Consider the following 25,937-nt stretch of genomic DNA (forward strand, 5'->3'; position numbering starts at 1 on the left):
TCGCGGGAGAGGGGGTCAATACAGGCACCGCAAGCGATCAATTCGATAGCACCCGCTGCAACACCGGGTACGGCGCCAGAGTGCTGCGCCGCTCGTCCACCTCCAGCGCGCGGCCCACGGGCGGGAAGGCGCGCTGCGGGCAGCTGGTGCGCTCGCACACCTTGCAGCCCATGCCGATGGGCACGGCAGCGGCCGGATCGGCCAAGTTCAGGCCCTTGGAATACACCCAGCGCGGGGCGTGCTCGATGTCGCAACCCAGCGCCACCGCGTGCAGCTTGCCCGGCGCGCCCCAGGCGCCGCCGCCGTGCTGCACGGTGCGCGCCACCCAAAGGTAGGTGCGCCCGTCGGGCATGCGCGCCAGCTGCGTGACGATGCGACCAGGTTGCGCGAAGGCCTCGTACACGTTCCAGAGCGGGCAGGTGCCGCCGATGCGCGAGAAGTGGAAATGCGTGGCCGACTGGCGCTTGGAGATGTTCCCTGCGCGGTCCACGCGGATGAAGATGAACGGAATGCCGCGCGCCTGCGGCCGCTGCAGCATCGACAGCCGGTGGCACACCGCCTCGAAACCCACGCCGAAGCGCTGGCCCAGGCGCTCGATGTCGTAGCCCTCTTCCTCGGCGGCGCGCAGGAAGGCCGTGTACGGCATGAGCAGCGCCCCGGCGAAGTAGTTGGCCAGGCCGATGCGCGCGAGCTGCCGCGCCTCGCGGCTGGACAGGCGCGCGTCCTGCGCCAGGCGGCGCAGCACGGGTTCCATCTCCAGGAAGGCCAGTTGCGTGGCCATGTGGAAGTTGCGCTGCCCGCCCTCCAGCCGGTCCGACAGGTAGAGCACGTTGGAGGCCGCATCGAACAGGCGCAGCGTGCCGCCTTCAAGCACCGGCATCTCCGGCCCCGGCGTGACCACGCGCACGCCGTGCTGCTGCTCCAGCCGCTGCAGCAGCAGGCTTTCGGCGCGGCGCGGCTCCATGCCCCACTGCGCGGCGCAGTGCTCGGCGGCGGCGTCCAGCTCGGCCATGTGGTTGTGGTGGGCGAAGAAATAGTCGCGCACCTCCTCGTAGGCCATGGGCGGCGGCGCCTCGCCGCCCTGGCCCGCGCGCTCGTCGCCCCAGGGCGCGGCGAGCGCATCAAGGCGTTCGAGCGCCTGGCGGTAGCGCCCGTGCATGCCGATGAGGGTGCGCGCCACGGCGGGCATGCTGGCGGCCAGCTCGCGGATCTCGGCCAGCGACACCTGCTCCTGCCCCGCGCCGCCCGGCGGCTGGTCGGCCAGCACCTCGTTCAGGCCGGCAATCAGGCGCGCCTCCTCGTCGTCGGAAAAGCGCTGCACGTCCACGCCCAGCGCGGCGCTGATCTTCAGCAGCACCGGCACCGTCAGCGGGCGCTGGTTCTGCTCGATCTGGTTCAGGTAGCTGGCCGACAGGCCCAGCGTGCGCGCCAGCGCCACCTGCGTGAGGCCACGTTCCTCGCGCAGGCGGCGCAGCTGCACGCCCATGAAGGTCTTGCGCATGGGGTTGTCTCCGGGTTATTCGCAAACTTCGCAATTTGCAGGTTTTTAATTCGCAAACCTTCGCCAATTCAGGGCTTACATAGGGAACGTGGCTTGCGTACATTGCGAATCATGCACCAGGAAACCCGGGTGCACAACCGCAAAGCAAGGAGAACAACGCCATGAGCGAAACCGCCACCCCCGCCGTCAAGGCCAAGAAATCCGTCGCCCTCTCGGGCGTGACCGCCGGCAACACGGCCCTGTGCACTGTCGGTCGCAGCGGCAACGACCTGCACTACCGGGGCTACGACATCCTCGACATCGCCGAGGTCTGCGAATTCGAGGAAATCGCCCACCTGCTGGTGCACGGCAAGCTGCCCACGCGCGCCGAACTCAAGGCCTACAAGGCCAAGCTCAAGGCCCTGCGCGGCCTGCCCGCCAGCGTGAAGGACGCGCTGGAGAAGCTGCCCGCCAGCAGCCACCCCATGGACGTGATGCGCACCGGGGTCTCGGCCCTGGGCTGCGTGCTGCCCGAGAAGGACGACCACAACACGCCCGGCGCGCGCGACATCGCCGACCGCCTGCTGGCCAGCCTGGGCTCCATGCTGCTCTACTGGTACCACTGGAGCACGCAGGGCAAGCGCATCGGCGTCGAGACGGACGACGACTCCATCGGTGCGCATTTCCTGCACCTGCTGCACGGCCAGAAACCCAGCGCCGCCTGGGAGCGCGCCATGCACACCTCGCTGAACCTGTACGCCGAGCACGAGTTCAACGCCAGCACCTTCACCGCCCGCGTGATCGCCGGCACCGGCAGCGATATGTATTCCAGCATTGCCGGCGCCATTGGCGCGCTGCGCGGCCCCAAGCACGGCGGCGCCAACGAGGTGGCCTTCGAGGTGCAAAAGCGCTACGACACGCCCGACGACGCCGAGACCGACATCCGCCGCCGCGTGGAGGCCAAGGAGGTGGTGATCGGCTTCGGCCACCCGGTGTACACGGTGAGCGACCCGCGCAACGTGGTCATCAAGCGCGTGGCGCTCCAGTTGTCCGAGGAAGCAGGCAGCACCAAGATGTACGACATCGCCGAGCGGCTGGAATCCGTCATGTGGGAAACCAAGAAAATGTTCCCCAACCTCGACTGGTTCAGCGCCGTGAGCTACCACATGATGCAGGTGCCCACGGCCATGTTCACGCCGCTGTTCGTCATTGCGCGCACCAGCGGCTGGGCCGCGCACACCATCGAGCAGCGCATCGACAACAAGATCATCCGCCCCAGCGCCCACTACACCGGCCCCGACGACCTGGCCTTCGTGCCCATCGAGAACCGCACCTAACCCCTCGCAGCGCTCCACGCCATGAACACCCTCTACCGCAAGAACCTGCCCGGCACGCTGCTGGACTATGTGGATGCCCGCGCCGCCGTCGAGCACCTGCGCCCCGGCGCCTGGGCCGAGATGCCCTACACCGCGCGCGTGCATGCCGAGAACATCCTGCGCAAGGCCGACCCGGCCATAGTGGTCGACTGCCTGCGCCAGCTCATCGAACGCCGCCGCGAGCGCGACTTTCCGTGGTACCCGGCGCGCGTGGTCTGCCACGACATCCTGGGCCAGACGGCCCTGGTGGACCTGGCCGGCCTGCGCGACGCCATTGCCGCCGAGGGCGGCGACCCGGCGCAGGTGAACCCCGTGGTGCCAGTGCAGCTCATCGTGGACCATTCGCTGGCCGTGGAGTGCGGGGGCTTCGACCCCGAGGCCTTCGCCAAGAACCGCGCCATCGAGGACCGCCGCAACGAAGACCGCTTCCACTTCATCGAATGGACGAAAAAAGCCTTCGCCAACGTGGAGGTGATCCCGGCGGGCAACGGGATCATGCACCAGATCAACCTGGAGAAAATGTCGCCCGTGGTGCAGGTGCAGAACGGCCTGGCCTACCCCGACACCTGCGTGGGCACCGACAGCCACACGCCACACGTGGACGCGCTGGGCGTCATCGCCATCGGCGTGGGCGGCCTGGAGGCCGAGGCCGTGATGCTGGGCCGCGCCTCCTGGATGCGCCTGCCCGAGATCGTGGGCGTGAGGCTCACCGGCCAGCGCCAGGACGGCATCACCGCCACCGATGTGGTGCTGGCGCTCACCGAATTCCTGCGCAAGGCCAAGGTGGTGGGCGCCTACCTGGAGTTCCATAGCGAGGGTGCGCGCAGCCTCACCATTGGCGACCGCGCCACCATTGCCAACATGGCGCCCGAATACGGCGCCACCGCCGCGCTGTTCGCCATCGACGAGCAGACGCTGGACTACCTGCGCCTTACCGGCCGCGCCGCCAGCCAGGTGGAGCTGGTCGAAACCTACGCCAAGGAGGCCGGCCTGTGGGCCGACACCCTGCAAGACGCCGTGTACGAGCGCATACTGGAGTTCAACCTCTCCAGCGTGGTGCGCAACCTGGCCGGCCCCTCCAACCCGCACGCCCGCGTGGCCACCGCCGACCTGGCAGCCAAGGGCATCGCCGGCCCCTGGACCATGCCCGCGCCCGGCGCAGGCACCCTGCCCGACGGCGCCGTGGTCATCGCCGCCATCACCAGCTGCACCAACACCAGCAACCCGCGCAACGTGATCGCCGCCGCCCTGTTGGCGCGCAACGCCCGCCGCCTGGGCCTGAACCGCCAACCCTGGGTCAAAACATCCCTCGCCCCCGGTTCCAAGGCCGTGGAGCTGTACCTGCAGGAAGCCGGTTTGCTGGGCGACCTGGAGGCCCTGGGCTTCGGCATCGTGGGTTTTGCCTGCACCACCTGCAACGGCATGAGCGGCGCATTGGACCCCGCCATCCAGCAGGAGATCATCGACCGCAAGCTCTACGCCACCGCCGTGCTCTCGGGCAACCGCAACTTCGACGGGCGCATCCACCCCTACGCCAGCCAGGCCTTCCTGGCTTCGCCGCCTCTGGTGGTGGCCTACGCGCTGGCCGGCACGGTCCGCTTCGACATCGAGCGCGACGTGCTCGCCGTGGTGGACGGCCGCGAGATCCGCCTGCAAGACCTGTGGCCCAGCGACGCAGAGATCGACGCCGTGGTGCAAGCCGCCGTCAAGCCCGCGCAGTACCGCGCCGTGTACGAGCCCATGTTCGCCCTGCGGCGCAACGACGGCCAGCGCGTGAGCCCGCAGTACGCCTGGCGCGCGCAGTCCACCTACATCCGCCGCCCGCCCTACTGGGACACCGAGGGCGTGGGCGCGCTCGCCGCCCACCCGCGCACGCTCAAGGGCCTGCGCCCGCTGGCGATCCTGCCCGACAACATCACCACCGACCACCTCTCGCCCTCCAACGCCATCCTGACGGACTCGGCGGCGGGCGAATACCTGGCGCGCATGGGCGTGCCGGAGGAAGACTTCAACTCCTACGCCACGCACCGGGGCGACCACCTCACCGCCATGCGCGCCACCTTCGCCAACCCGCAGCTGGTGAACGAAATGGCCGTGGTGAACGGCCAGGTGCGCAAGGGCTCGCTGGCCCGCGTGGAGCCCGAGGGCCAGGTGGTGCGCATGTGGGAGGCCATCGAAACCTACCTGGGCCGCCGCCAGCCGCTCATCGTCATCGCGGGCGCCGACTACGGCCAGGGTTCCAGCCGCGACTGGGCCGCCAAGGGCGTGCGCCTGTCGGGCGTGGAGGTGGTGGTGGCCGAGGGCTTCGAGCGCATCCACCGCACCAACCTCATCGGCATGGGCGTGCTGCCGCTCGAATTCCAGCCCGGCACCACCCGCCACACCCTGCAGCTCGACGGCACCGAAACCTTCGACGTGGCGGGTGCACTGCAGCCGTGCGCCGTGCTGTCGCTCATCGTGCGCCGCAAGAATGGCGAAGTGCTGCAGGTGCCCGTGCAATGCCGGCTCGACACCGCCGAGGAAGCCTCGGTGTACGAAGCGGGCGGTGTGCTGCAGCGCTTTGCGCAGGATTTTTTGGCCAAATCAGCCTCCAGCGCCCCACCAGCAAGCGCTGTCAGCTATGAAAACTGAAGTGAAAGCCATGGCACCGCAAACCAGGATTCCCGCCCTCTACATGCGCGGCGGCACCAGCAAGGGCGTGTTCTTCCACCTGCCCGACCTGCCCGAGGCCGCCCGCCACCCCGGCCCTGCACGCGACGCGCTGCTGCTGCGCATGCTGGGCAGCCCCGACCCGTATGGCAAGCAGATCGACGGCCTGGGCAACGCCTCGTCCAGCACCAGCAAGGCCGTCATCCTGAGCCGCAGCACGCGGCCCGGGCACGATGTGGACTACCTCTTCGGCCAGGTCGCCATCGACCGCCCCTTCGTGGACTGGAGCGGCAACTGCGGCAACCTCTCGGCCGCCGTGGGGCCCTGCGCCATCCACTGGGGGCTGGTGGACCCAGCGCGCATCCCCCGGCAAGGCAGCGTGGCGGTGCGCATCTGGCAGGCCAACATTGGCAAAACCATCGTGGCGCATGTGCCCATCGTGGGCGGGCATGTGCAGGAAACGGGCGAATTCGAGCTCGACGGCGTGGCCTTCCCCGCCGCCGAGGTGCCGCTGGAGTTCATCGCACCCGCCGATGAAGGCGAAGGCGGCGCCATGTTCCCGACCGGCAACGTGGTGGATCAGTTGGACGTGCCTGGGGTCGGCACATTCGCCGCCACCCTCATCAACGCCGGCATCCCCACCATCTTCCTCAACGCGGCGGACCTGGGCTACACCGGCACCGAGCTGCAGGGCGCCATCAACGGCGACGCGCAGGCCCTGGCGCGCTTCGAGGCCATCCGCGCGCGCGGCGCGGTGAAGATGGGGCTGATCCGCGATGTGGGCGAGGCCGCGCAGCGCCAGCACACGCCCAAAATCGCCTTCGTGGCCCCGCCCATCAGCTACACCGCGTCCAGCGGCAAGCACATCGAGGCCGACGACATCGACCTGCTGGTGCGCGCCCTCTCCATGGGCCAGTTGCACCACGCCATGATGGGCACGGCGGCCGTGGCCATTGGCACCGCCGCAGCCATCCCCGGCACGCTGGTGAACAAAGCCGCAGGCGGCGGCACGCGCAACGCCGTGGTGTTCGGCCACCCTTCGGGCACCCTGCGTGTGGGCGCCGAGGCCGCGCAAGCCAACGGCCAGTGGCAAGTCACCAAAGCGTTGATGAGCCGCAGCGCCCGCATCCTCATGGAAGGCTGGGTGCGTGTTCCGGCAGACAGTTTTTAAGCAAAATCAGCCTCCAGCGCTGATGCAGAAAGCGCCAGCAGCTACCAATTCAATAGCATTTTGATCGGCACCCCATGAACACCAAGCAACAACTCAAGGCCCTGGCCCATGCCCGCCGGGGCGTCATCGTGCCCGGCGCGTTCAACGCCCTCTCCGCCCGCGTGGTGGCCGACCTGGGCTTCGAGGCCCTCTACGTCACCGGCGCTGGCGTCACCAACATGTGGTTCGGCCTGCCGGACCAGGCCTTCATGGGCCTCACCGACATCGCGGACCACACCGCCCGCATCCGCGACGCCGTGGACCTGCCCCTGATCGTGGACGCCGACACCGGCTTTGGCAACGCGCTCAACACCTACCACGCCGTGCGCACCCTGGAGCGCGCGGGCGCCGACTGCATCCAGCTCGAAGACCAGGTTTCACCCAAGCGCTGCGGCCACTTCGCCGGCAAGGATGTGGTGGAGGCCAGCGAAATGATCGGCAAGATCAAGGCCGCGTGCGATGCCCGCCGCGACAAGGACCTGCTCATCATGGCCCGCACCGACGCCGCCACCGTGCACGGCTTCAACGCCGCCGTGGAGCGCGCCCAGCAATACGCCGAGGCCGGCGCCGACCTGCTGTTCGTCGAGGCCGTGACCGAGCTGGAGCATGTGCGCGCCCTGCCCCAGCGCCTGAGCACACCCCAGCTCATGAACATGGTCATCGGCGGCAAAACCCCCATCACCAGCGCCCAGGAACTGGGCCAGCTCGGCTACGGCCTGGTGCTGTACGCCAACGCGGCGCTGCAGGGGGCTCTGGCGGGCATGCAGCGGACGCTGACGCAATTGCGCGAGACGCAGCGGATTGATGAAGACCCGGCGCTGGTGACGCCGTTTGCGGAGAGGCAAAGGCTGGTGGGCAAGGAGGTTTGGGATGGGTTGGAGAAGAAGTACTTGGGGTGGTGAGGTCCCTGCTGAAAGGCACCCGGTATGCGGAGTCATTTGCATTCACTGGTGCCACAAGCGAAGACAGGATTCGACCCAAGGCAGCCGCTCGGTCACTCGCTTAGCGGCCACTCAGGCCGTTGCTGGGTTACAAAGCATGAATCGTCACTCTAGCCGCTGAGCCCTTTAGGGCGAACCTACCATGACAACCAAGTCGACCGGCGTCACTGCGACCGAGAGAATGCTCGCTGATTTTTGCGAGCGATCCTTCCTAAAGCTCTGGAGCTATCCGAATCCATATAAAGACGATGGCCATGAGCTGTGCGACCTGCTTGCCGTCTTTGGCAACGACGTTTTCATCTTCTTCGACCGCGAGGCTGCGCTGCCCGACGATCCCGAAAAGGATCCCCTGGTCCTATGGAACCGCTGGAAGCGCAACGTTATCGACCGGCAGGTGAAAACTGCTCATGGAGCAGAACGGTACATCCGCAGCGGACGGCCAATCTTCTTGGACGGGAAGCGGGCGCAGCCTTTTCCTTTTGAGTTCGACAGGGGAATCGTCACCGTTCACAAGATCATCGTCGCTCACGGAGCCAAAGAGGCCTGTGAGCGTGCATCACCGGAGAACGTCTACGGCAGTCTTGCCATCACCTATTCCGAAAGCGATTGCGAGCCCACCGCGCCTTTCCACATCGAGATCAACAAGCTATGCCCCGTCCACATACTTGACAGCCACAACATGCCGATCGTGTTGAGCGAGTTGGACACTGTCAGCGACTTCGCCTCATACCTGCGCGAGAAGGTGCGCGCGATCTCGGCTCTGGATTACCTCAGCTACTGCGGAGAAGAAGACCTACTCGCCCACTACCTTCTTAACTACGACGACACAACGAAGCGGCACGTCATCGGCTCAACCAAACAAGAGGTGACTGGCGTCATGATCGGCGAGGGAGAGTGGCGCGGGTTCTATCAGAGCGAGCTTTACAAGAATACGAAGAAGGAGGATCGCATCTCCTACTTCTGGGACGAGCTAATCCAGCGCACATGCCAAAACAGCCTCGACGGGACGCTTGGCGGCAACTCGGACATTTTGCGTGGACAGAGTGCCATCTACGAGATGGTGAAAGAGCCGCGCTTCATGCGCCGCGGCCTCGCCGACAAGATGCTAACCGCCGTCCAGCGGTTCCCGGACACTGGAGCCTTCACGCGGCAAGTCACCCTTCTTCCTTCGTTCGAGATAAACGTCGCCTACGTCCTTCTGCAACTCCGTGTGCCCGAGCCGCTCCGATCCGCGCCAGATTTCCGCGAAAAGCGACAGGCGATCCTTGAAATCGCGTGCGGCGCATCCAAGAATAAATTCCCATACCTTGTGAAGGTAATCGGGATTGGCATCGAAGCACCAAAGTTCGCAGGAGGCAGTAGCGCCGAAGATTTCATCTTAATGCCGTGTGAAAGGTGGTCTGCGGAGCAACAAAACCACTACGCGGAACTGAACAAGAATTGGAACTTTTTCGAGACTCCAAACTTGAAGCAGCACAAGGACCGGGTCACCCAGTTTGTGCACCCTCCCCATGTCAGCCAGCGGGCGACTGGCGAGAAGGTTGGCCGCAACGATCCTTGCCCATGCGGCTCCGGCAAGAAGTACAAGAAGTGTCACGGCTAGCCATGCTGTGTCCGAGCTTGCAGTCTACTAACTGACCGGATTGCGGCGTATTCTTGTGGGATCGCTCCTGGCCGAAAAGAGCCAGTAATCACAGCAGAAGTACAGCGCTACCATTCCAGGGCAGCCCAACTCCCTCTCTCGCCCGCCATGACCACCCGCCCCCTGACCCTGACGATGCCCACCCCCACCGGCGACCAACTCAAGGCCGCACGCATGGCCGCCGGGCTGAGCCAGGCGCAGGCCGCCGAGCTGATGGGTTACCCGCTGCAGACGGGCAGCCGGGGCGGCTTGCAGTCGCGCACCTGGCAGGCGCTGGAGAGCACGACGGACGAGCGCAACATGCAGGGGCCGGTGTTCGCCATGTTCCTGTTGCTGACGGGGCAGCACCCCGAATACACGCTCACACCCCGATCCGGGCAGACGCTCTAGCCCCACGCTCCGCCGCTGTGCGCCAACCATGGGCGCACAAACCACGCGGCAAATCGGCCTATAGCGCTTACGTGGCAAGCGCAGCAAGCTCCATATTTCATAGCATTTTCACACCCTTGCTGGGCACGTAAAACCCTGCGCAAAAGCAGGCCTATTCACTAATTGCAACGACAATCATTGTCTAGTCAATTAAATTACGACCCATGCCAGATACCCCCCAGCCCGCCGCTTCCGCACGGTTCTACGACGCCACCCGCCTCTCGCCCGAGGACAGCGTGGGCTACCTCATGCGCAAGGTGATGTCGTCCATCCGCACGCAGGCCGACGCGCAGCTCTCAACGCACGACATGACCTATGCGCAGTGGCTGCCGCTGTTCAAGCTGTCGCTGTGCAGCAGCGCCACCACCGTGGCCGGGCTGGCGCGCGACCTGGAGACCGACCCGGCCGCCATGACGCGCGTGCTCGACCGGCTGGAGGCCAAGGGCCTGGTGGCGCGCGAGCGCTCCACCACCGACCGGCGCGTGGTGCAGATCGCCCTAACGCCCGAAGGCCAGGCCGTGGCGGCGCGGGTGCCGCCGGTGCTGGCCGAGGTGCTGAACGGCCACCTGAGCGATTTCACGCACGACGAATGGCAGCAACTGCTGCACCTGCTGCGCCGCATGCTGGCCAACGGCGAGGCCCGGCGCCAGCAGCAGTCGCAAAACACCTGACTCCATCGCCTTACGCACCCCTCCCATGACGCCCTCTTCCCTCCCCCCTGCCGCCGGCACGCGCCGCCTGCTTCCCCTGGCCGCCGCGCTGGCCACGGCCCTGCTGCTGGTGGCCTGCGCCAGCCCCGGCCCGGCGCACCAGCCGCGGGCCGCGTCCACGGCCCAGGCCGCCGGCTTGGCCGACGCGGGCCAGGATGCCAGCGCCGCCCCCGCCCAGTGGTGGCGCGCGCTGGGCGACAGCCAGCTCGACGCCCTGGTGGAACGCGCGCTGCAAGACAACCCCAGCCTGGCCGTGGGCCGAGCGCGCCTGGCCCAGGCCGTGGCGCTGAGCCAGGTGCGCGAGGCCGCCAACGGCCCGCAGGCCACGCTGGGCGTGGATTTTTCGCGCCAGCACTACACGGCGCACGGCCTGGTGCCCGCGCCGGTGGCGGGCAACAGCTATTCCACGGGCAACATCCAGGCGTCGCTGAGCTGGTCGCCCGACTTCTTCGGCCAGCACGCCGCCGAGCTGGAGGCCGCGCTGGGCCAGGCCCGCGCCGCCCAGGCCGATGCCGCCGCCGCCGCCAACCTGCTGGCCGCCAATGTGGCGCGCGCCCATGTGGGCCTGGCGCGCCTGCTGGCCCAGCGCGCCGTGGCCGAGCGCGCGCTGGCGCAGCGCCAGGAACAGGTGTCGCTGACCCAGCAGCGCGTGGGCGCGGGGCTGGACAGCCAGGTGGAACTGACGCAGTCGCAGGCCGCCGTGCCCGACGCGCGCACGCAGATCGAGGCGCTGGACGAGCAGATCACGCTGGCGCGCCGCCAGCTCGCCGTGCTCAGCGGCCAGGCGCCCGGTGCGCTGGCCGGGCTCACGCCCCGGCTCGACGCGCTGCAGCCCCCGGCCGTGCCGCCCACGCTGGGCACCGACCTGCTGGGCCGCCGCCCCGACGTGGTGGCCGCGCGCTGGCGCATCGAGGCCGCCACGCAGGGCGTGGCCGTGGCGCGCAGCGAGTTCTACCCCAACGTCAACCTCACGGCCTTCGTGGGCCTGAACGCGCTGGGGCTGGATCGCCTGTTCAACGCTGGCTCGCGCCAGCTCGGCGTGGCGCCGGCGCTGCGCCTGCCGATTTTTGATGGCGGGCGCCTGCGCGCCCAACTGGGCGGCCGCCAGGCCGAGCTGGACATGGCCATTGCCCAGTACAACGGCGCCGTGCTTGACGCCGCGCGCGAGGCCGGCGACGCGCTCGCCTCCATCGCCTCGCTGGCGCGCCAGCAGGAGCAGCAGGCCGAGGCTGCCGCCAGCGCGGAAAAGGCCTACCGCTTCGCCCAGGAGCGCTACCGCGCCGGCCTGGGCACCTACCTCGTGGTGCTGAGCACCGAGAGCCAGGTGCTGGCCCAGCGCCGCCTGGCCGTGGACCTGCGCGCCCGCCAGCTCGACACCCGCATCGCGCTGATGAAGGCCCTGGGCGGCGGCTGGCAGGACGACACCGCCATGCTGCAGACGGCCGCGCGCTGACCACGGCCCTCCCCCGACCGCACCGAACACAACGCACACGAAAGAAGAACACCATGAGCGCACCCCTGACCGCCACCGAAGCCAACACCGCGCGCCGCCGCGGCCTGACCCTGATTGCCGCCGCCGTGGCGCTGGCTGGGCTGGGCTGGGGCGGCTGGCACTGGATGAACGGCCGCCACTTCGAGAGCACCGACAACGCCTACGTGGCCGGCAACGTGGTGCAGATCACGCCCCAGGTGGGCGGAACCGTGGTGGCCATTGGCGCCGACGACACCGACTTCGTGCGCACCGGCCAGGTGCTGGTCAAGCTCGACCCGGCCGACGCCCGCGTGGCGCTGGAGCAGGCCGAGGCGCAGCTGGCGCAGACGGTGCGCGAGGTGCGCCAGCTCTACGCCAACACCGCCACCCTCAAGGCCCAGGTGAGCCTGCGCCAGGCCGACCTGGCGCGCGTGCAGGCCGACGCCGCCCGCCTGCAGGACGACGTGAACCGCCGCGCGCCGCTGACGGCCAGCGGTGCCGTGGGCAAGGAAGAATTCCAGCACGCCACGGCCCAGCTCAACGCCGCCAAGAGCAGCGTGGCGGCGGCCCAGTCCGCCGTGCTGGCGGCGCAGGAGCAACTGGCCGCGAGCCAGACGCAGACCGACGGCACCACCGTGGAGCAGCACCCCGGCGTGCAGCGCGCCGCCGCCCGCGTGCGCGAGGCCTACCTGGCGGTGCAGCGCGCCCAGCTGGTGGCGCCGCTGGACGGCCATGTGGCCAAGCGCGGCGTGCAAGTGGGCCAGCGCGTGCAAGCCGGCGCGCCGCTGATGACCATCGTGCCGCTGTCGGACCTGTGGGTGGACGCCAACTTCAAGGAAAGCCAGCTCAAAAACCTGCGCATCGGCCAGAAGGCCGAGCTGGTGGCCGATGTGTACGGCACGCAGGTCACCTACCACGGCACCATCGCCGGCCTGGGCGCGGGCACGGGCGCGGCCTTTGCGCTGCTGCCGGCGCAAAACGCCACGGGCAACTGGATCAAGGTGGTGCAGCGCGTGCCGGTGCGCATCGCGCTCGACCCCAAGGAAGTGGCCGAGCATGCGCTGCGCGTGGGCCTGTCGATGGAGGTGAAGGTGGACATCCGCGACCAGGGCGGCAAGGCCCTGGCCGACACCCCGCGCAGCGCCCCGGTGGCCGCAACGCCGGTGTTCGACGAGCAGCTCCAGGCTGCCGACGAAGACGTGCAGAAGATCATCGCCGCCAACCTGGGCCGCAAGCTGGCCCTGGCCGGCGCCGTGCACTCCCCCGTGGTGCGCTGAGAAGGTGACCCGGTAGCCGCATGACCACCGCCAACCCCACCGCCGGGCCGGCCCCGGCCTCCCCACCCGCCAGCGCGCCGCCGCAGGCGGTCGCGCACGCGCCGCTGCGCGGCACGGCACTATTGCTGGGCACGCTGTCGCTGTCGCTGGCCACGTTCATGAACGTGCTGGACTCGTCCATCGCCAACGTCTCCATTCCCGCCATTGCCGGCAACCTGGGCGTGAGCCCGGGCCAGGGCACCTGGGTCATCACCAGCTTTGGCGTGGCCAATGCCATTTCGGTGCCGCTCACGGGCTGGCTCACGCAGCGCTTTGGCGCGGTGCGGCTGTTCACCATGAGCGTGCTGCTGTTCGTGCTCACGTCGTGGCTGTGTGGCTTTGCCTCGTCGCTCGAAGCGCTGGTGTTCTTCCGCGTGCTGCAGGGCCTGGTGGCCGGGCCGATGATTCCGCTGTCGCAAACGCTGCTGCTGGCCAGCTACCCGCGCGCGCTGGCGGGCACGGCCCTGGCCCTGTGGGGCGTGACCACGCTGGTGGCGCCCGTGGTGGGGCCGCTGCTGGGTGGCTGGATCACTGACAACATCTCCTGGCCCTGGATCTTCTACATCAACGTGCCCGTGGGCCTGCTGGCCGCGCTGCTCACCTGGGGCATCTACCGCGACCGAGAGACGCCGATCCGCAAGCTGCCCATCGACACGGTGGGCCTGTCGCTGCTGGTGCTGTGGGTGGGCGCGCTGCAGCTCATGCTGGACAAGGGCAAGGAGCTGGACTGGTTCGCCTCGAACGAAATCATCCTGCTGGCCGTGGTGGCCGTGGTCGCGTTCGCCGTGTTCCTGGTGTGGGAGCTGACGGACAAGCACCCGGTGGTGGACCTGCGCCTGTTCGCGCGGCGCAACTTCGCCTTTGGCGCTTTGGCGCTGTCGGTGGCCTATGCGCTGTTCTTCGGCAACGTGGTGCTGCTGCCGCTGTGGCTGCAGCAGTGGATGGGCTACACCGCCACCTCGGCCGGCATGGCGCTGGCGCCGGTGGGCGTGTTCGCCATCCTGCTCACACCGCTGGTGGGCAAGAAGGTGGGCCAGTGGGACCCGCGCCGCATGGCCACGGGCGCGTTCATCGTGTTCAGCGCGGTGCTGTGGATGCGCTCGCACTTCACGGTGCAGACGGACTTCATCCACATCCTCATTCCCACACTGCTGCAGGGCGCGGCCATGGCGTTCTTCTTCATCCCTCTGACCACGCTGACGCTGGCGGGCATTGCCCCCGACCGCATTCCGGCTGCTGCGGGCCTGAGCAACTTCGTGCGCATCACCGCCGGTGCCATGGGCACGTCCATCGCCACCACGCTGTGGGACAGCCGCGCCGCCATGCACCACTCCCACCTCACCGAAGGGCTGGTGCAGGGCCAGGGGGTGTTCGCCCAGACACTGAACCAGCTCACGGCCTCGGGGCTGTCGCAGGCGCAGGCGCTGGCGCAGCTCAATCGGCTCATCGACCAGCAGGCCTTCACGCGCGCGGCCAACGACATCTTCCTGGGCTCGGCGGTCTTGTTCCTGCTGCTGATCGGGCTGATCTGGCTCACGCGCCGCCCCGGGCCGGTTGCGGGCGCTAGCGCAGCAGACGCTGGTGGCGCACACTGATACGCTCAGCGCTGCGATCAAGGGCCGTCCACCGTAACGGCCCTTTTCTTTTGTCTGCCGCCCCCCCGCGCGAGACGCACAAAACAAAAAGCCGCTGCAGCGTGAACTGCAGCGGCTTACGTTAATGGCGGAGTGGACGGGACTCGAACCCGCGACCCCCGGCGTGACAGGCCGGTATTCTAACCGACTGAACTACCACTCCGCGTCGGTGTGACTTTCGCTCCCTGCTTGCGCAAAGAGCCAAGTGCCACAAAACTTGGCGACCCTACGGGGATTCGAACCCCGGTACTCACCGTGAAAGGGTGATGTCCTAGGCCTCTAGACGATAGGGTCAAAACCTGGACTGACTGACAACCGACCGTTCTGGTGGAGGTAAGCGGGATCGAACCGCTGACCTCTTGCATGCCATGCAAGCGCTCTCCCAGCTGAGCTATACCCCCAGAAATCTTGGCGGAGTGGACGGGACTCGAACCCGCGACCCCCGGCGTGACAGGCCGGTATTCTAACCGACTGAACTACCACTCCGCGTCGGTGTGACTTTCGCCCCCTGCTTGCGCAAAGAGCCAAGTGCCACAAAACTTGGCGACCCTACGGGGATTCGAACCCCGGTACTCACCGTGAAAGGGTGATGTCCTAGGCCTCTAGACGATAGGGTCGTAACCTGGACTGTTCTGATGTTGGTGGAGGTAAGCGGGATCGAACCGCTGACCTCTTGCATGCCATGCAAGCGCTCTCCCAGCTGAGCTATACCCCCCTGCATCGGCCTTTGTTATTCACTCTTGCCGTTGCCATCAGAGCCTCAAATTATAGACTGATTTTTAGCGACTTTTCAATCTCGCGACAACTTTTTCGCGTCCCATGAGTTCAAGCACTGCATCGACCGATGGCGTCTGTGCCGTTCCCACGACCAGAACGCGTGCAGGCATGGCCAGTTGGGGCATCTTCAGGCCGTGCTCAGCCAGCACTTGCTTGAGTGCGGTGCCGATGGATGCCTTGTCCCACGCACAGGCGGCCAGCGCTTCGGCCAGGGCGTCCAGTGCGGGCGCAATGGCGGGCGTGACGTGCTGCGCACGTTCAGCCTCCTGGGGCGTGACCTCGGCGTAGAACACACGAACCCAGTCAGCCAAGGCCACCAGGGTGTCGCAGCGGTCTTTGAACAGTTCGCACAGTGGTAGCAAACGACCGTCGGTCAGATCGGTGGCTGCAATGCCACGCTGCACCAGGAAAGGCTGCACCAGCGCTGCCAGCACATCACCAGACAAGGCCTTGAGATGCTGGGCATTGACCCAGCGCAGCTTGGCCTCGTCAAACTGCGCGGCGCTGCGGCCCAGGTGGTCCAGGTCGAACCACGCGAGGAATTGCGCACGCGAAAAGATCTCATCGTCACCATGGCTCCAGCCCAGACGGGCCAGGTAGTTGACCATGGCGTCGGGCAGGAAGCCTGCGTCGCGGTACCAGGTCACAGGCTTGGCGCCGTGGCGCTTGCTCATCTTCTCGCCCTGCTCGTTGAGCACGGTGGGCAGGTGGGCGTACACCGGCGGTTCCTTGCCCAGGGCACGGAAGATGTGGATCTGGCGCGGCGTGTTGTTGACATGGTCGTCGCCCCGGATCACGTGGGTGATGTCCATGTCGATGTCATCCACCACCACACAGAAGTTATAGGTAGGCGTGCCGTCGGGCCGCGCGATGACGAGGTCGTCCAGTTCGTCGTTGCTGAACTCGACACGGCCTTTGACCTTGTCATCCCAAGCCACGGTGCCGCCCTGGGGCGTCTTGAAGCGCAGCACGGGCTGCACACCCTCCGGGATGGGCGGAAGTTGCTTGCCGGGCTCGGGCCGCCAGGTGCCGTCGTAGCGCGGCTTTTCCTTGGCGGCCATCTGGCGCTCGCGCAGCGCGTCCAGCTCGGCCACGCTCATGTAACATGGATAGACATGGCCACTGGCCTGCAACTGGGCCAGCACCTGCTTGTAGCGGTCCATGCGCTGCATCTGGTAGAAGGGGCCTTCGTCCGGCTCCATGCCCAGCCACTGCATGCCCTCGAGGATCACATCCACAGCCGCCTGGGTGGAGCGCTCCTGGTCGGTGTCCTCGATGCGCAGGATGAAGTCGCCCTGGCTCGCCCTTGCAAAGGCCCAGGGGTACAGCGCGGAGCGGATGTTGCCCAGGTGGATGAAGCCCGTGGGCGATGGGGCAAAGCGGGTGCGCACGCGGGCTGCGTGCGAAGGGTTCGGTGCTGCGGTCATGACAGGGTGTCCAGGCCTCGTGCGAGGTCGTTCTTGAGATCGTCGATGTGTTCCAGGCCCACGGCCACGCGGATCAGGCCCTGGCCGATGCCTGCGGCCTGGCGCTGCGCTTCGGTGAGGCGCCCGTGGGACGTGCTGGCCGGATGGGTGATGGTGGTTTTGGTGTCGCCCAGGTTGGCGGTGATGCTGCACACGCGGGTGCTGTCGATCACATGGAAGGCGCGTGCGCGCCCCTCTTGCGGCCCGTTGGCCCGCACATCGAACGACAGCACGGCACCACCCACACCCGACTGCTGGCGCATCGCCAGAGCATGCTGCGGGTGCGAGGTCAGACCGGGGTAATACACCCGCGCCACCTGCGGTTGGGCTTCGAGCCACTGCGCCAGCGCCAGGGCATTGGCGCTCTGGGCTTCCATGCGGATGCGCAGGGTTTCCATGCCCTTGAGCACCACCCAGGCATTGAAGGGCGAAAGGTTGACGCCTGCGCTGCGGATCAGCGGCGCGAGCTTGTCGTCGATGATGGAACGCGGGCCGCAGACGGCGCCCGCCATCACCCTGCCCTGGCCGTCCAGGAACTTGGTGCCCGAGTGGATGACCAGATCGGCCCCCAGCATGGCAGGCCGCTGCAACGCGGGGGAGGCAAAGCAGTTGTCCACGGCCAGCAGCACGCCCGCATCGTGGGCAATCGCGGCCAGCTCGGCGATGTCGCACAGGTCGGTCAGCGGGTTGGTGGGCGTCTCGGCAAACAGCAGCTGGGTGTTGGGGCGCAGGGCTGCCTTCCAGGCGCTGCTGTCGGTCTGCGGCACAAAGCTGGATTCCACGCCGAAACGCGCCAACTCCCCACCAATGAGCTTGATGGTGGAGCCGAACATGGACTGCGAGCACACCACATGGTCCCCGGCCTTGAGCAAGCCCAGGCACATCAGCAAGATGGCCGACATGCCGCTGGCCGTGCCGATGGCCGACTCCGTGCCCTCCAGTGCTGCCAGGCGCTGTTCAAAGCTGGTGACGGTGGGGTTGGAGGTGCGGGTGTAGGTGTAGCCGTCCTCCTCGCCCGCAAAGCGGCGCGCGGCGGTTTCGGCATCGGGCTGAACAAAGCTGCTGGTCAGGTACAGCGCCTCGGAATGTTCACCATAGACGCTGCGCGGCAGCGCCTGGCGCACCGCCAGGGTGTCGGGGTGCAGGTCTTGTGGCTGGGCTGGGTTCATGCGGAAAAGCCTTGTGGGGAACCGGGCGCACCCCAAGAAGGCACGCCCGGTCCGTTGTCAATGTTCGTAAGCATTGGGCAGGGCCAGGCGCGAGGTGTCCTCTTCGCCCTCCTGCGCCTGTTGGGCACGGCCTTCGTTGAGCTGCTGGATCTGCTCAGGGCTCACGTCCCCGGTCACGTACACGCCGTCAAAGCAGGATGCATCAAAGCCCGATAGACGTGGGTTGAGCGATCCGATGGCCTTCTTCATGGCTTCGACATCCTGGTAAATCAGGGCGTCGCAGCCAATGATCTGGCGCACTTCGTCGAGCGTGCGGCCATGGGCCACCAGCTCGCTGCTGGTGGGCATGTCGATGCCATAGACGTTGGGGTAGCGCACCGGAGGGGCGGCACTGGCCATGTACACCTTGCGCGCCCCAGCCTCGCGCGCCATCTGCACGATCTCACGGCTGGTGGTGCCACGCACGATGGAGTCGTCCACCAGCAGCACGTTGCGGCCCTTGAATTCGCTGCCGATGACGTTGAGCTTCTGGCGCACCGACTTCTTGCGCACCGCCTGCCCCGGCATGATGAAAGTGCGGCCCACATAGCGGTTTTTGACAAAACCCTCACGGTAGGGAATGCCCAGCAACTGCGCCAGTTGCATGGCGCTGGGGCGGCTCGATTCCGGAATGGGGATGACCACGTCGATTTCGTTCGGCGGCACGGTGGAGATCACGCGCTTGGCCAGCGTCTCGCCCAGGTTCAGACGCGCTTGGTACACCGAGATGCCATCGAGCACCGAGTCAGGACGTGCCAGGTACACAAACTCAAAAATGCACGGATGCAGGCTGGGCTGCTGCGCACATTGGCGCGCGTGGACCTGGCCGTCGAGCGTGATGAACAGAGCCTCGCCCGGCTCCACGTTGCGCTCGAACTGGTGCCCCGTGCCCTCCAGCGCCACAGACTCGCTGGCCACCATCCAGGTGCCATCGCCGCTGCGCCCCATGGCCAGGGGACGGATGCCGTAGGGGTCACGAAAGGCCACCATGCCATGGCCTGCGATCAGGGCGATCACGGCATACGAGCCCCGGATGCGCTTGTGCACCGCCTGCACGGCCGCAAACACATCGTCGGGCTGCAAGGGCACGCCACGGCTGGCCATTTCCAGTTCGTGGGCAAACACGTTGAGCAGCACTTCCGAGTCGCTCTCGGTGTTGGTGTGGCGGTGGTCGATGCTGAACAGCTCGGCGCGCAGGGCCTGGGCGTTGGTCAGGTTGCCGTTGTGCACCATGACGATGCCAAAGGGCGCGTTCACATAGAACGGCTGCGCTTCCTCTTCGCTGAAGGCGTTGCCCGCCGTGGGATAGCGTACCTGCCCCAGGCCCGCGTTGCCCGGCAGAGCGCGCATGTTGCGGGTGCGGAACACGTCACGCACCATGCCCTTGGCCTTGTGCATGAAGAACTTGCGGTCCAGCTGCGTGGCAATGCCAGCCGCATCCTGGCCGCGGTGCTGCAGGAGCAGCAGAGCGTCATAGATCAACTGGTTGACGGGGGACGTGCTGATCACGCCGACGATTCCACACATAGTTGCCTTCCATCCCAAAAAATCCGCATCACGCGGGCAAATGCCTGCCCAGCTCCTGCGGCAACAGCGGCTTGAGTTCCTTGACCCAATCCGACAGCAGCACCGCGCTGCGCGCCTCCTGCCACCAGGGCGCCTGGTCCAGTCCGGTCAACCCGGCCATGACTACCAACACCAGCAGGATCAATACCCCACGCAACACACCAAACACAGCACCCAGCGTCCGATCCACCGGACGCAGGCCGATGGCCTCGACGAGCTTCTTGCCCAACCAGGCCAAGAATCCGCAGGCAAACACCGTGACGATGAACACCAGTATGAACCCGGCGGCATAGCGCACGGTTTCCTGTGCCTCGTCAATGGGCAGCAGGGCCGCCGCATCCTGGGCAAACCACTGCGCCACCACAAAGGCCACGACCCAACCCGCCAGCGACAAAAACTCGTACACCAGCCCGCGCCAGGCACCCATCAGCATGGATGCCAGCAACAGGGCCACAAAAATCCAGTCCAGGGCCGCCATGCGCGCGTCACAACTGCAGGATGGACACCGGCAGGTTCAGCGCCTTGATCTTTGCAGCAGCCTTGTCGGCCTCGGCACGGCCCTGGAACGGCCCCACGCGAACCCGGATGCGCTTGCCGTCGGCCGTCTCCACCACCTGGGTGTAGGTCTTGATGCCCGCACGCTCCAGTTTGAGGCGCACCTCGCGGGCCTTGTCAGCCTCGGCGTAGGCACCGATCTGGGCGATGAAACGCCCCTCGTCGGCTGCCGTGGGCTTGGCGGGTACGCTGCGCCCCTCCAGCAGCGCGCGGGCGCGCTCGGCCTCATCGGTCGCGCTCGGACGCGCGGGCTCGGCCACCCTGGGTTGCGCAGGCTGTGGCGGTGCAACTTCAGGCTTGCGCGCCGGTGCCGATGCGGGCTGGAAAGCAGGTGTCGCCACAGTCCGCGCTGGCGTGGACGCCGGTGCGGCAGCAGTCGCAGGTGCAGGTGCGGACGCCGCTTCTGGTGCGCGGGCAGGCGCCACCGCAGGTGCTGCACTGGCAGGGGCAGCCGCCGCCTCCTGGGCCGAACCACCCTGCGCCGACGGTGCGACCAAGGGCGCGACCCGATTGCGGTCCGGGATTTCGATGGGAATATCGACGGGAATCGGCCTTGGCTGGCTATCGAACAGCAGCGGAAAGCCCACCACACCCAGCAACACCAGCACGGCCGCACCGATCAACCGGTGCCTGGCCCGGCGACGCATGGTTTCGATGCTCTCTGCGGGCGCGGCCCGGGAGGATCGGGCCGGTTTGGCCTTGACTTCCTGCCCCTTCTGGCCGGGCCACCGAAACTTGAAAAACGCCATGAGCTTTAGAACTTGTCCGTAAATTATTTGGTGCCGCGCAGCGCTCTTTTCGGGATGGGATGCAAGGTGCGGTGCGCAGCCCATAGCCCCGCTATGGGCAAGCGCCGCAACGCCGCAGACCGCCCGAAAAGAGCACTGCCCTTCGGGTTGGGGCGAAATCGGGCGATTTCGCGCCCTTGCCGCTTGCATGGGCCGCCAGCCCATGCGGCGCGCCAAGACCTCGAACTCATACCGATTGCGCTCCAACGTGGCATCAAATAATTTACGGACAAGTTCTTAGAACGCAGTGTCAGGCCAAGTGCTTGGCCTGCAGTCGGGGCATGCCGTCCAGCAGCACCCCACCCACCGTGTAGAAGGAGCCAAAGACCACAATTCTATCAGCGGGGTCTGCCTGGACGAGCGCCGCCTGCAGCGCGTCTGCCGGGTTGGCATGGGTGCTGCAATGCACTTCGCGGCGGCCGCCGGCCACCATTTGCAAAGCATTCCACTTTTGCTGCAAGGCCGCCGCAGATTCGGCCCGGGGCGTGGGCAGGTCGCAGAAGTACCAACGGTCCACGATGGGGCCGATGCGCGCCAGCATGGGAGCCAGGTCTTTGTCTGCCATGGCGCCGAACACCGCATGCGTGGTCGGGAAAAAACCCATGGCGTCCAGGTTGGCCGTCAATGCAGCTACCGAGTGGGGGTTGTGCGCTACATCCAGCACCAGTACCGGCTGCCCTGGGAACACCTGGAAGCGCCCAGGCAGTTCCACCACCGCCAGGCCATTGCGCACGGCCTGCGCCGTGATGGGCAGACGATCGCGCAGGGCCTCCAGTGCAGCGAGCGCCCCCGATGCATTGATCAACTGGTTGGCCCCCCGCAGCGCTGGATAGGCCATGCCCGAATAGCGCCGCCCCCGGCCGGCCCAGCCCCACTGCTGCTTGTCGCCCGAAAAATTGAAGTCCTGCCCAAACCGCCAGAGATCGGCACCGATTTCCCGTGCGTGGTCAATCACGCTTTGGGGCGGCATGGGGTCGCTGACCACCACCGGCCGACCCGTGCGCATGATGCCGGCCTTCTCGCGCCCGATGCTCTCGCGATCCGGCCCCAGGTATTCCACGTGGTCGATGTCGATGCTGGTGATGACCGCGCAATCCGGGTCCACCACATTGGTCGCATCCAGCCGCCCGCCCAGGCCCACTTCCAGAATGGCCACATCCAGCAGACTGTGGCTCATCAGGCGCAGGATGGCCAGCGTGGTGAACTCGAAATAGGTCAAGGCCACCTCATCACCCCCCTGGGTGCGGGCACGCTCCACGGCCTCGAAGTGTTCCAGCAGACTATCAGCCGTCACGATGTCGCCATGGATGCGGCAGCGCTCCTGGAAATGCACCAGGTGCGGAGACGAATACACGCCGGTGCGGTAACCGGCCTGCAAGGCCACGGCTTCGATCATGGCGCAGGTCGAGCCCTTGCCATTGGTGCCCGCCACGGTGATGACCGGGCAATCAAAACGCAGCGCCATGCGGCGCGCCACCTCGCCCACGCGCTGCAGGCCGAGGTCTATGGAGTGGGGGTGCAGGCGCTCACAGTGGGCCAGCCAGCCTTCGAGGGTATGGATCTTGGTGTGCATACAGCCTGGGATTGTCGCCCAGCCCGAAGCTGGAGCATGATGGAGCCATGAAAATCACCCTTTTTGGCATTCCGAACTGCGACACGGTCAAGAAGGCCCGCGCCTGGCTGACGGCCCAGGGCCTGGACTACCAATTCCACAACTTCGCAACACAAGGCGTCCCCGCCGAACACCTGCAGCGCTGGGTGGCGCACTGCGGCTGGGGGACGGTGCTCAACCGTCGCGGCACCACCTGGCGCAAGCTGAGCGCCGAGGAGCAAGCCAGCGCAAAAGACGCCGCCAGCGCCCAGGTGCTGATGCAGCAGCACCCCAGTCTCATCAAACGCCCGGTGGTGGAGTGGCCGCTGGCCCAAGGGCCGCTGATCACGGTGGGATGGGACGCCCAGGCATGGGCCCAACACGCCAGCGCAATGCAAAACGTCTGAAACCGCACAGTTTCTTACGTATCTTTACCTGGAAACTGCCCGTCCGATACCTTGCACCGATAAACTTTTCTACAGTCTGGCGCGTTATGGAGTCGGACCCGTTTCCCTGGAGAACCCCATGAAAAAAGCCATCGCCTTCACCGTTTTGGCGGCCACCGCCACACTGGCCAGCGCACAGGAACAAGCCCGCGTGCTCTCGGCCACCCCCATCGTGCAGCAGGTAGCCATCCCGCGCCAGGTGTGCACCAACGAGACGGTGTACACCGGCCAGCGCACCACCGGAGGCGGCGCAGTGCTCGGCGCCATCGCGGGCGGCGCCGCTGGCAACGCCGTGGGCAAGGGCAGCGGCCGCGCAGCAGCCACGGCCATTGGCGTGATCGGTGGCGCCGTGCTGGGCAACCACATCGAGGGCCAGGGCCGCCCCCAGTATGAGAACGTACAGCGCTGCGGCACCGAAACCTATTATGAAAACCGCACCGTGGGCTACAACGTGGTGTACGAGTATGCAGGCCGCCAGTATTCCACCCAGACCGCCACCGATCCTGGGCGCTACATCACCGTACAGGTGCAGCCCACGAACCAGCCCGCCCCCTACGGCCAAAGCGGCTATGTGCAGCCAGGCGTCGTCAGCTCGCCTTACACCAACTATCCCCAGCCTGGCGTGACGGTCATTGAGTACGGATACGAAAACGACCCCTACCGACCTCGCCATCCCCACTACCCGCCGCACAATCACTACAACAACAATCCCTACGATCGCTGATCCATCCAGCTTCGTTTTCTCTGAGGGCCAGGCAGGGCCCTCTTTTTTTGCCAAGGTGCTGTGGGCTTTGGCCTGGGCCGGACAAACCGGTCTGGAATGCATCCGGGTCACGGCGGTCATAGCTGTCACCTAGAATGCAGGGTTTATCCCCGTTCCAGCAAAGAACTCCCATGACCACCGAAAAAATCGACGGCGTCAGCGTCACCACCAAGGCCAATGTGTACTTTGACGGCAAATGCGTGAGCCACGGCATCACCTTTCCCGATGGCACCAAAAAGTCGGTCGGCGTCGTGCTGCCCGCCACGCTGACGTTCAACACCGGTGCACCTGAAATCATGGAATGCGTGGCTGGCGCGTGCGAGTACAAGCTCGCGGGCAGCGATGCCTGGGTCCAGTCCAGCGCGGGCGACAAGTTCAGCGTGCCCGGCAATTCCAGCTTTGACATCCGCGTGACCGAGGCCTACCACTACATCTGCCATTTCGGCTGAAACACTACCGAACCGGATTCCTGCACATGGCAACCATCCTCCAAAATCTTCCCGTCGGCCAAAAGGTCGGCATCGCCTTCTCCGGCGGCCTCGATACCAGCGCCGCACTGCGCTGGATGAAGAACAAGGGCGCCCTGCCCTACGCCTACACGGCCAACCTGGGCCAGCCCGACGAGCCCGACTACGACGCCATCCCGCGCAAGGCCATGGAATACGGCGCCGAGCAGGCGCGCCTGATCGACTGCCGCACGCAACTGGCCCATGAAGGCATTGCCGCACTGCAGGCCGGCGCCTTCCACATCAGCACCGCCGGCGTGACCTACTTCAACACCACGCCGCTGGGCCGCGCCGTCACCGGCACCATGCTGGTGTCGGCCATGAAGGAAGACGATGTCCACATCTGGGGCGACGGCTCCACTTTCAAGGGCAACGACATCGAGCGCTTCTACCGCTACGGCCTGCTGACCAACCCCTCGCTGCGCATCTACAAGCCCTGGCTGGACCAGCAGTTCATCGACGAGCTGGGCGGCCGCGCCGAGATGTCGGCCTTCATGACCAAGGAAGGTTTCGGCTACAAGATGAGCGCCGAGAAGGCCTACAGCACCGACAGCAACATGCTGGGCGCCACGCACGAAGCCAAGGATCTGGAGTTTCTCAACAGCGGCATCCGCATCGTCAACCCCATCATGGGCGTGGCGTTCTGGAAGCCCGAGGTCGAAGTCAAGGCCGAGGAAGTGTCCGTGACCTTCAACGAAGGCCAGCCCGTGGCCCTCAACGGCAAGGAGTTCAACGACCCCGTCGAGCTGATCCTCGAAGCCAACCGCATCGGAGGCCGCCATGGCCTGGGCATGAGCGACCAGATCGAGAACCGCATCATCGAGGCCAAGAGCCGCGGCATCTACGAGGCCCCCGGCCTGGCGCTGCTGCACATCGCCTACGAGCGCCTGGTGACCGGCATCCACAACGAAGACACCATCGAGCAGTACCGCATGAACGGCCTCAAGCTCGGCCGCCTGCTGTACCAGGGCCGCTGGTTCGACCCGCAAGCCATCATGCTGCGCGAAACCGCCCAGCGCTGGGTGGCGCGCGCCATCACCGGCACCGTGACGCTGGAGCTGCGCCGTGGCAACGACTACTCGCTGCTCAACACCGAGTCGCCCAACCTGACCTACGCGCCCGAGCGCCTGTCGATGGAGAAGGTGGAAGACGCGCCGTTCTCGCCCGCCGACCGCATCGGCCAGCTCACCATGCGCAACCTCGACATCGTGGACACGCGCGACAAGCTCATGACCTACGCCAAGTCCGGCCTGCTGACGCTGGGCCAGGGCTCGCCGCTGCCGCAACTGGGTAATGACGACAAGTAAGCCCTGCACCCCGCGCACCCATGAAAAAGACCGCCTTCGGGCGGTTTTTTTTATGGTCTTTTTGCCATTCAACGCTTATCCAGCAAGCGTTAGTAGCTATTAAATT

At 66.5% G+C, this 25,937-nt stretch carries 21 protein-coding genes and 6 tRNA genes; 14 read left to right on the top strand and 13 right to left on the bottom strand.

Features of this window, described 5'->3' with window-relative positions:
- Positions 1-37: 37 nt before the first annotated feature.
- On the bottom strand, positions 38-1,501 hold the full coding sequence (locus GWK50_RS10545; protein ID WP_162016472.1) for a short-chain fatty acyl-CoA regulator family protein: 1,464 nt from the start codon (positions 1,499-1,501) through the stop codon (positions 38-40).
- A 161-nt stretch (positions 1,502-1,662) separates the two neighbouring features.
- Between GWK50_RS10545 and prpC the strand changes: the two genes are divergently transcribed.
- From prpC to GWK50_RS10595, 10 genes are all read left to right on the top strand, one after another.
- Complete coding sequence (prpC, locus tag GWK50_RS10550; protein WP_162016473.1) at positions 1,663-2,817, top strand: 2-methylcitrate synthase; 1,155 nt, start codon at positions 1,663-1,665, stop codon at positions 2,815-2,817.
- A 21-nt stretch (positions 2,818-2,838) separates the two neighbouring features.
- A complete protein-coding gene (gene acnD, locus GWK50_RS10555; RefSeq protein ID WP_162016474.1) occupies positions 2,839-5,487 on the top strand; it encodes a Fe/S-dependent 2-methylisocitrate dehydratase AcnD in 2,649 nt (882 codons plus the stop codon).
- Positions 5,488-5,497: 10 nt separating this feature from the next.
- Entirely contained in the window at positions 5,498-6,676 is a 1,179-nt protein-coding gene (gene prpF / locus GWK50_RS10560) for a 2-methylaconitate cis-trans isomerase PrpF (RefSeq protein WP_242455350.1), read from the top strand.
- A 74-nt stretch (positions 6,677-6,750) separates the two neighbouring features.
- Complete coding sequence (locus tag GWK50_RS10565) at positions 6,751-7,617, top strand: isocitrate lyase/PEP mutase family protein (RefSeq protein ID WP_162016476.1); 867 nt, start codon at positions 6,751-6,753, stop codon at positions 7,615-7,617.
- A gap of 181 nt (positions 7,618-7,798) precedes the next feature.
- Complete coding sequence (locus GWK50_RS19885; RefSeq protein ID WP_162016477.1) at positions 7,799-9,259, top strand: SEC-C metal-binding domain-containing protein; 1,461 nt, start codon at positions 7,799-7,801, stop codon at positions 9,257-9,259.
- Positions 9,260-9,406: 147 nt separating this feature from the next.
- Positions 9,407-9,688: a helix-turn-helix transcriptional regulator gene (locus tag GWK50_RS10575; protein WP_162016478.1), complete on the top strand. Its 282-nt coding sequence runs from the start codon at positions 9,407-9,409 to the stop codon at positions 9,686-9,688.
- 203 nt (positions 9,689-9,891) lie between these two features.
- Positions 9,892-10,398: a MarR family transcriptional regulator gene (locus GWK50_RS10580; protein WP_162016479.1), complete on the top strand. Its 507-nt coding sequence runs from the start codon at positions 9,892-9,894 to the stop codon at positions 10,396-10,398.
- A 25-nt stretch (positions 10,399-10,423) separates the two neighbouring features.
- Entirely contained in the window at positions 10,424-11,890 is a 1,467-nt protein-coding gene (locus tag GWK50_RS10585) for an efflux transporter outer membrane subunit (RefSeq protein WP_162016480.1), read from the top strand.
- A gap of 53 nt (positions 11,891-11,943) precedes the next feature.
- Positions 11,944-13,185 carry an HlyD family efflux transporter periplasmic adaptor subunit gene (locus GWK50_RS10590; protein ID WP_162016481.1) on the top strand — a complete coding sequence of 414 codons (1,242 nt, stop codon included), beginning with the start codon at positions 11,944-11,946 and terminating at the stop codon, positions 13,183-13,185.
- A 20-nt stretch (positions 13,186-13,205) separates the two neighbouring features.
- Complete coding sequence (locus GWK50_RS10595) at positions 13,206-14,819, top strand: DHA2 family efflux MFS transporter permease subunit (RefSeq protein WP_162016482.1); 1,614 nt, start codon at positions 13,206-13,208, stop codon at positions 14,817-14,819.
- A 125-nt stretch (positions 14,820-14,944) separates the two neighbouring features.
- On the opposite strand, the gene GWK50_RS10600 is transcribed toward GWK50_RS10595, so the two are convergent.
- The 12 genes from GWK50_RS10600 to folC form a co-directional block, all read right to left on the bottom strand.
- Positions 14,945-15,021 (bottom strand) — tRNA-Asp (locus tag GWK50_RS10600).
- A 55-nt stretch (positions 15,022-15,076) separates the two neighbouring features.
- Positions 15,077-15,152 (bottom strand) — tRNA-Glu (locus tag GWK50_RS10605).
- 31 nt (positions 15,153-15,183) lie between these two features.
- Positions 15,184-15,259: transfer RNA gene (locus tag GWK50_RS10610), tRNA-Ala, on the bottom strand.
- Positions 15,260-15,267: 8 nt separating this feature from the next.
- Positions 15,268-15,344, bottom strand: a tRNA-Asp gene (locus tag GWK50_RS10615).
- Between the two features lie 55 nt (positions 15,345-15,399).
- Positions 15,400-15,475 (bottom strand) — tRNA-Glu (locus tag GWK50_RS10620).
- A gap of 22 nt (positions 15,476-15,497) precedes the next feature.
- A tRNA-Ala gene (locus GWK50_RS10625) sits at positions 15,498-15,573 on the bottom strand.
- A 64-nt stretch (positions 15,574-15,637) separates the two neighbouring features.
- On the bottom strand, positions 15,638-17,062 hold the full coding sequence (gene gltX / locus GWK50_RS10630) for a glutamate--tRNA ligase (protein WP_162016483.1): 1,425 nt from the start codon (positions 17,060-17,062) through the stop codon (positions 15,638-15,640).
- Positions 17,059-18,270: an O-succinylhomoserine sulfhydrylase gene (locus GWK50_RS10635; protein WP_162016484.1), complete on the bottom strand. Its 1,212-nt coding sequence runs from the start codon at positions 18,268-18,270 to the stop codon at positions 17,059-17,061. Before GWK50_RS10635 ends, gltX begins: the two co-directional genes overlap by 4 nt.
- A gap of 57 nt (positions 18,271-18,327) precedes the next feature.
- Positions 18,328-19,836, bottom strand: a complete 1,509-nt coding sequence (gene purF / locus GWK50_RS10640; RefSeq protein WP_162016485.1) for an amidophosphoribosyltransferase — start codon at positions 19,834-19,836, stop codon at positions 18,328-18,330.
- 28 nt (positions 19,837-19,864) lie between these two features.
- Entirely contained in the window at positions 19,865-20,353 is a 489-nt protein-coding gene (locus GWK50_RS10645) for a CvpA family protein (protein ID WP_162016486.1), read from the bottom strand.
- A gap of 7 nt (positions 20,354-20,360) precedes the next feature.
- Positions 20,361-21,179, bottom strand: coding sequence for an SPOR domain-containing protein (locus GWK50_RS10650; RefSeq protein WP_162016487.1), 819 nt, complete (start codon positions 21,177-21,179; stop codon positions 20,361-20,363).
- A gap of 289 nt (positions 21,180-21,468) precedes the next feature.
- A complete protein-coding gene (gene folC, locus GWK50_RS10655) occupies positions 21,469-22,791 on the bottom strand; it encodes a bifunctional tetrahydrofolate synthase/dihydrofolate synthase (RefSeq protein WP_162016488.1) in 1,323 nt (440 codons plus the stop codon).
- 47 nt (positions 22,792-22,838) lie between these two features.
- On the opposite strand from folC, the gene GWK50_RS10660 reads away from it, so the two are divergent.
- The 4 genes from GWK50_RS10660 (at position 22,839) to argG (ending at position 25,831) form a co-directional block, all read left to right on the top strand.
- Positions 22,839-23,216 (top strand): ArsC family reductase, encoded by a 378-nt coding sequence (locus tag GWK50_RS10660; RefSeq protein ID WP_162016489.1) that lies wholly within the window; start codon positions 22,839-22,841, stop codon positions 23,214-23,216.
- A gap of 118 nt (positions 23,217-23,334) precedes the next feature.
- Positions 23,335-23,979 carry a glycine zipper 2TM domain-containing protein gene (locus GWK50_RS10665; RefSeq protein WP_162016490.1) on the top strand — a complete coding sequence of 215 codons (645 nt, stop codon included), beginning with the start codon at positions 23,335-23,337 and terminating at the stop codon, positions 23,977-23,979.
- Positions 23,980-24,149: 170 nt separating this feature from the next.
- A complete protein-coding gene (locus GWK50_RS10670; protein WP_162016491.1) occupies positions 24,150-24,467 on the top strand; it encodes a pyrimidine/purine nucleoside phosphorylase in 318 nt (105 codons plus the stop codon).
- Positions 24,468-24,493: 26 nt separating this feature from the next.
- Positions 24,494-25,831: an argininosuccinate synthase gene (gene argG, locus GWK50_RS10675; protein WP_162016492.1), complete on the top strand. Its 1,338-nt coding sequence runs from the start codon at positions 24,494-24,496 to the stop codon at positions 25,829-25,831.
- Positions 25,832-25,937: the final 106 nt, after the last annotated feature.

Source organism: Acidovorax sp. 210-6, assembly GCF_010020825.1.
Lineage (GTDB): Bacteria > Pseudomonadota > Gammaproteobacteria > Burkholderiales > Burkholderiaceae_C > Simplicispira > Simplicispira sedimenti.

Bases quoted from the DNA above. Each gene is read 5' to 3' on its own strand.
- GWK50_RS10580 (WP_162016479.1), top strand. From the start codon at position 9,892: ATGCCAGATACCCCCCAGCCCGCCGCTTCCGCACGGTTCTACGACGCC.
- prpF (WP_242455350.1), top strand. From the start codon at position 5,498: ATGGCACCGCAAACCAGGATTCCCGCCCTCTACATGCGCGGCGGCACC.
- GWK50_RS10585 (WP_162016480.1), top strand. From the start codon at position 10,424: ATGACGCCCTCTTCCCTCCCCCCTGCCGCCGGCACGCGCCGCCTGCTT.
- GWK50_RS10645 (WP_162016486.1), bottom strand. From the start codon at position 20,353: ATGGCGGCCCTGGACTGGATTTTTGTGGCCCTGTTGCTGGCATCCATG.
- prpC (WP_162016473.1), top strand. From the start codon at position 1,663: ATGAGCGAAACCGCCACCCCCGCCGTCAAGGCCAAGAAATCCGTCGCC.
- gltX (WP_162016483.1), bottom strand. From the start codon at position 17,062: ATGACCGCAGCACCGAACCCTTCGCACGCAGCCCGCGTGCGCACCCGC.
- purF (WP_162016485.1), bottom strand. From the start codon at position 19,836: ATGTGTGGAATCGTCGGCGTGATCAGCACGTCCCCCGTCAACCAGTTG.
- GWK50_RS10590 (WP_162016481.1), top strand. From the start codon at position 11,944: ATGAGCGCACCCCTGACCGCCACCGAAGCCAACACCGCGCGCCGCCGC.
- GWK50_RS10670 (WP_162016491.1), top strand. From the start codon at position 24,150: ATGACCACCGAAAAAATCGACGGCGTCAGCGTCACCACCAAGGCCAAT.
- GWK50_RS10565 (WP_162016476.1), top strand. From the start codon at position 6,751: ATGAACACCAAGCAACAACTCAAGGCCCTGGCCCATGCCCGCCGGGGC.
- GWK50_RS10595 (WP_162016482.1), top strand. From the start codon at position 13,206: ATGACCACCGCCAACCCCACCGCCGGGCCGGCCCCGGCCTCCCCACCC.
- GWK50_RS10635 (WP_162016484.1), bottom strand. From the start codon at position 18,270: ATGAACCCAGCCCAGCCACAAGACCTGCACCCCGACACCCTGGCGGTG.
- GWK50_RS10650 (WP_162016487.1), bottom strand. From the start codon at position 21,179: ATGGCGTTTTTCAAGTTTCGGTGGCCCGGCCAGAAGGGGCAGGAAGTC.
- GWK50_RS10545 (WP_162016472.1), bottom strand. From the start codon at position 1,501: ATGCGCAAGACCTTCATGGGCGTGCAGCTGCGCCGCCTGCGCGAGGAA.
- argG (WP_162016492.1), top strand. From the start codon at position 24,494: ATGGCAACCATCCTCCAAAATCTTCCCGTCGGCCAAAAGGTCGGCATC.
- GWK50_RS10660 (WP_162016489.1), top strand. From the start codon at position 22,839: ATGAAAATCACCCTTTTTGGCATTCCGAACTGCGACACGGTCAAGAAG.
- GWK50_RS19885 (WP_162016477.1), top strand. From the start codon at position 7,799: ATGACAACCAAGTCGACCGGCGTCACTGCGACCGAGAGAATGCTCGCT.
- folC (WP_162016488.1), bottom strand. From the start codon at position 22,791: ATGCACACCAAGATCCATACCCTCGAAGGCTGGCTGGCCCACTGTGAG.
- GWK50_RS10575 (WP_162016478.1), top strand. From the start codon at position 9,407: ATGACCACCCGCCCCCTGACCCTGACGATGCCCACCCCCACCGGCGAC.
- GWK50_RS10665 (WP_162016490.1), top strand. From the start codon at position 23,335: ATGAAAAAAGCCATCGCCTTCACCGTTTTGGCGGCCACCGCCACACTG.
- acnD (WP_162016474.1), top strand. From the start codon at position 2,839: ATGAACACCCTCTACCGCAAGAACCTGCCCGGCACGCTGCTGGACTAT.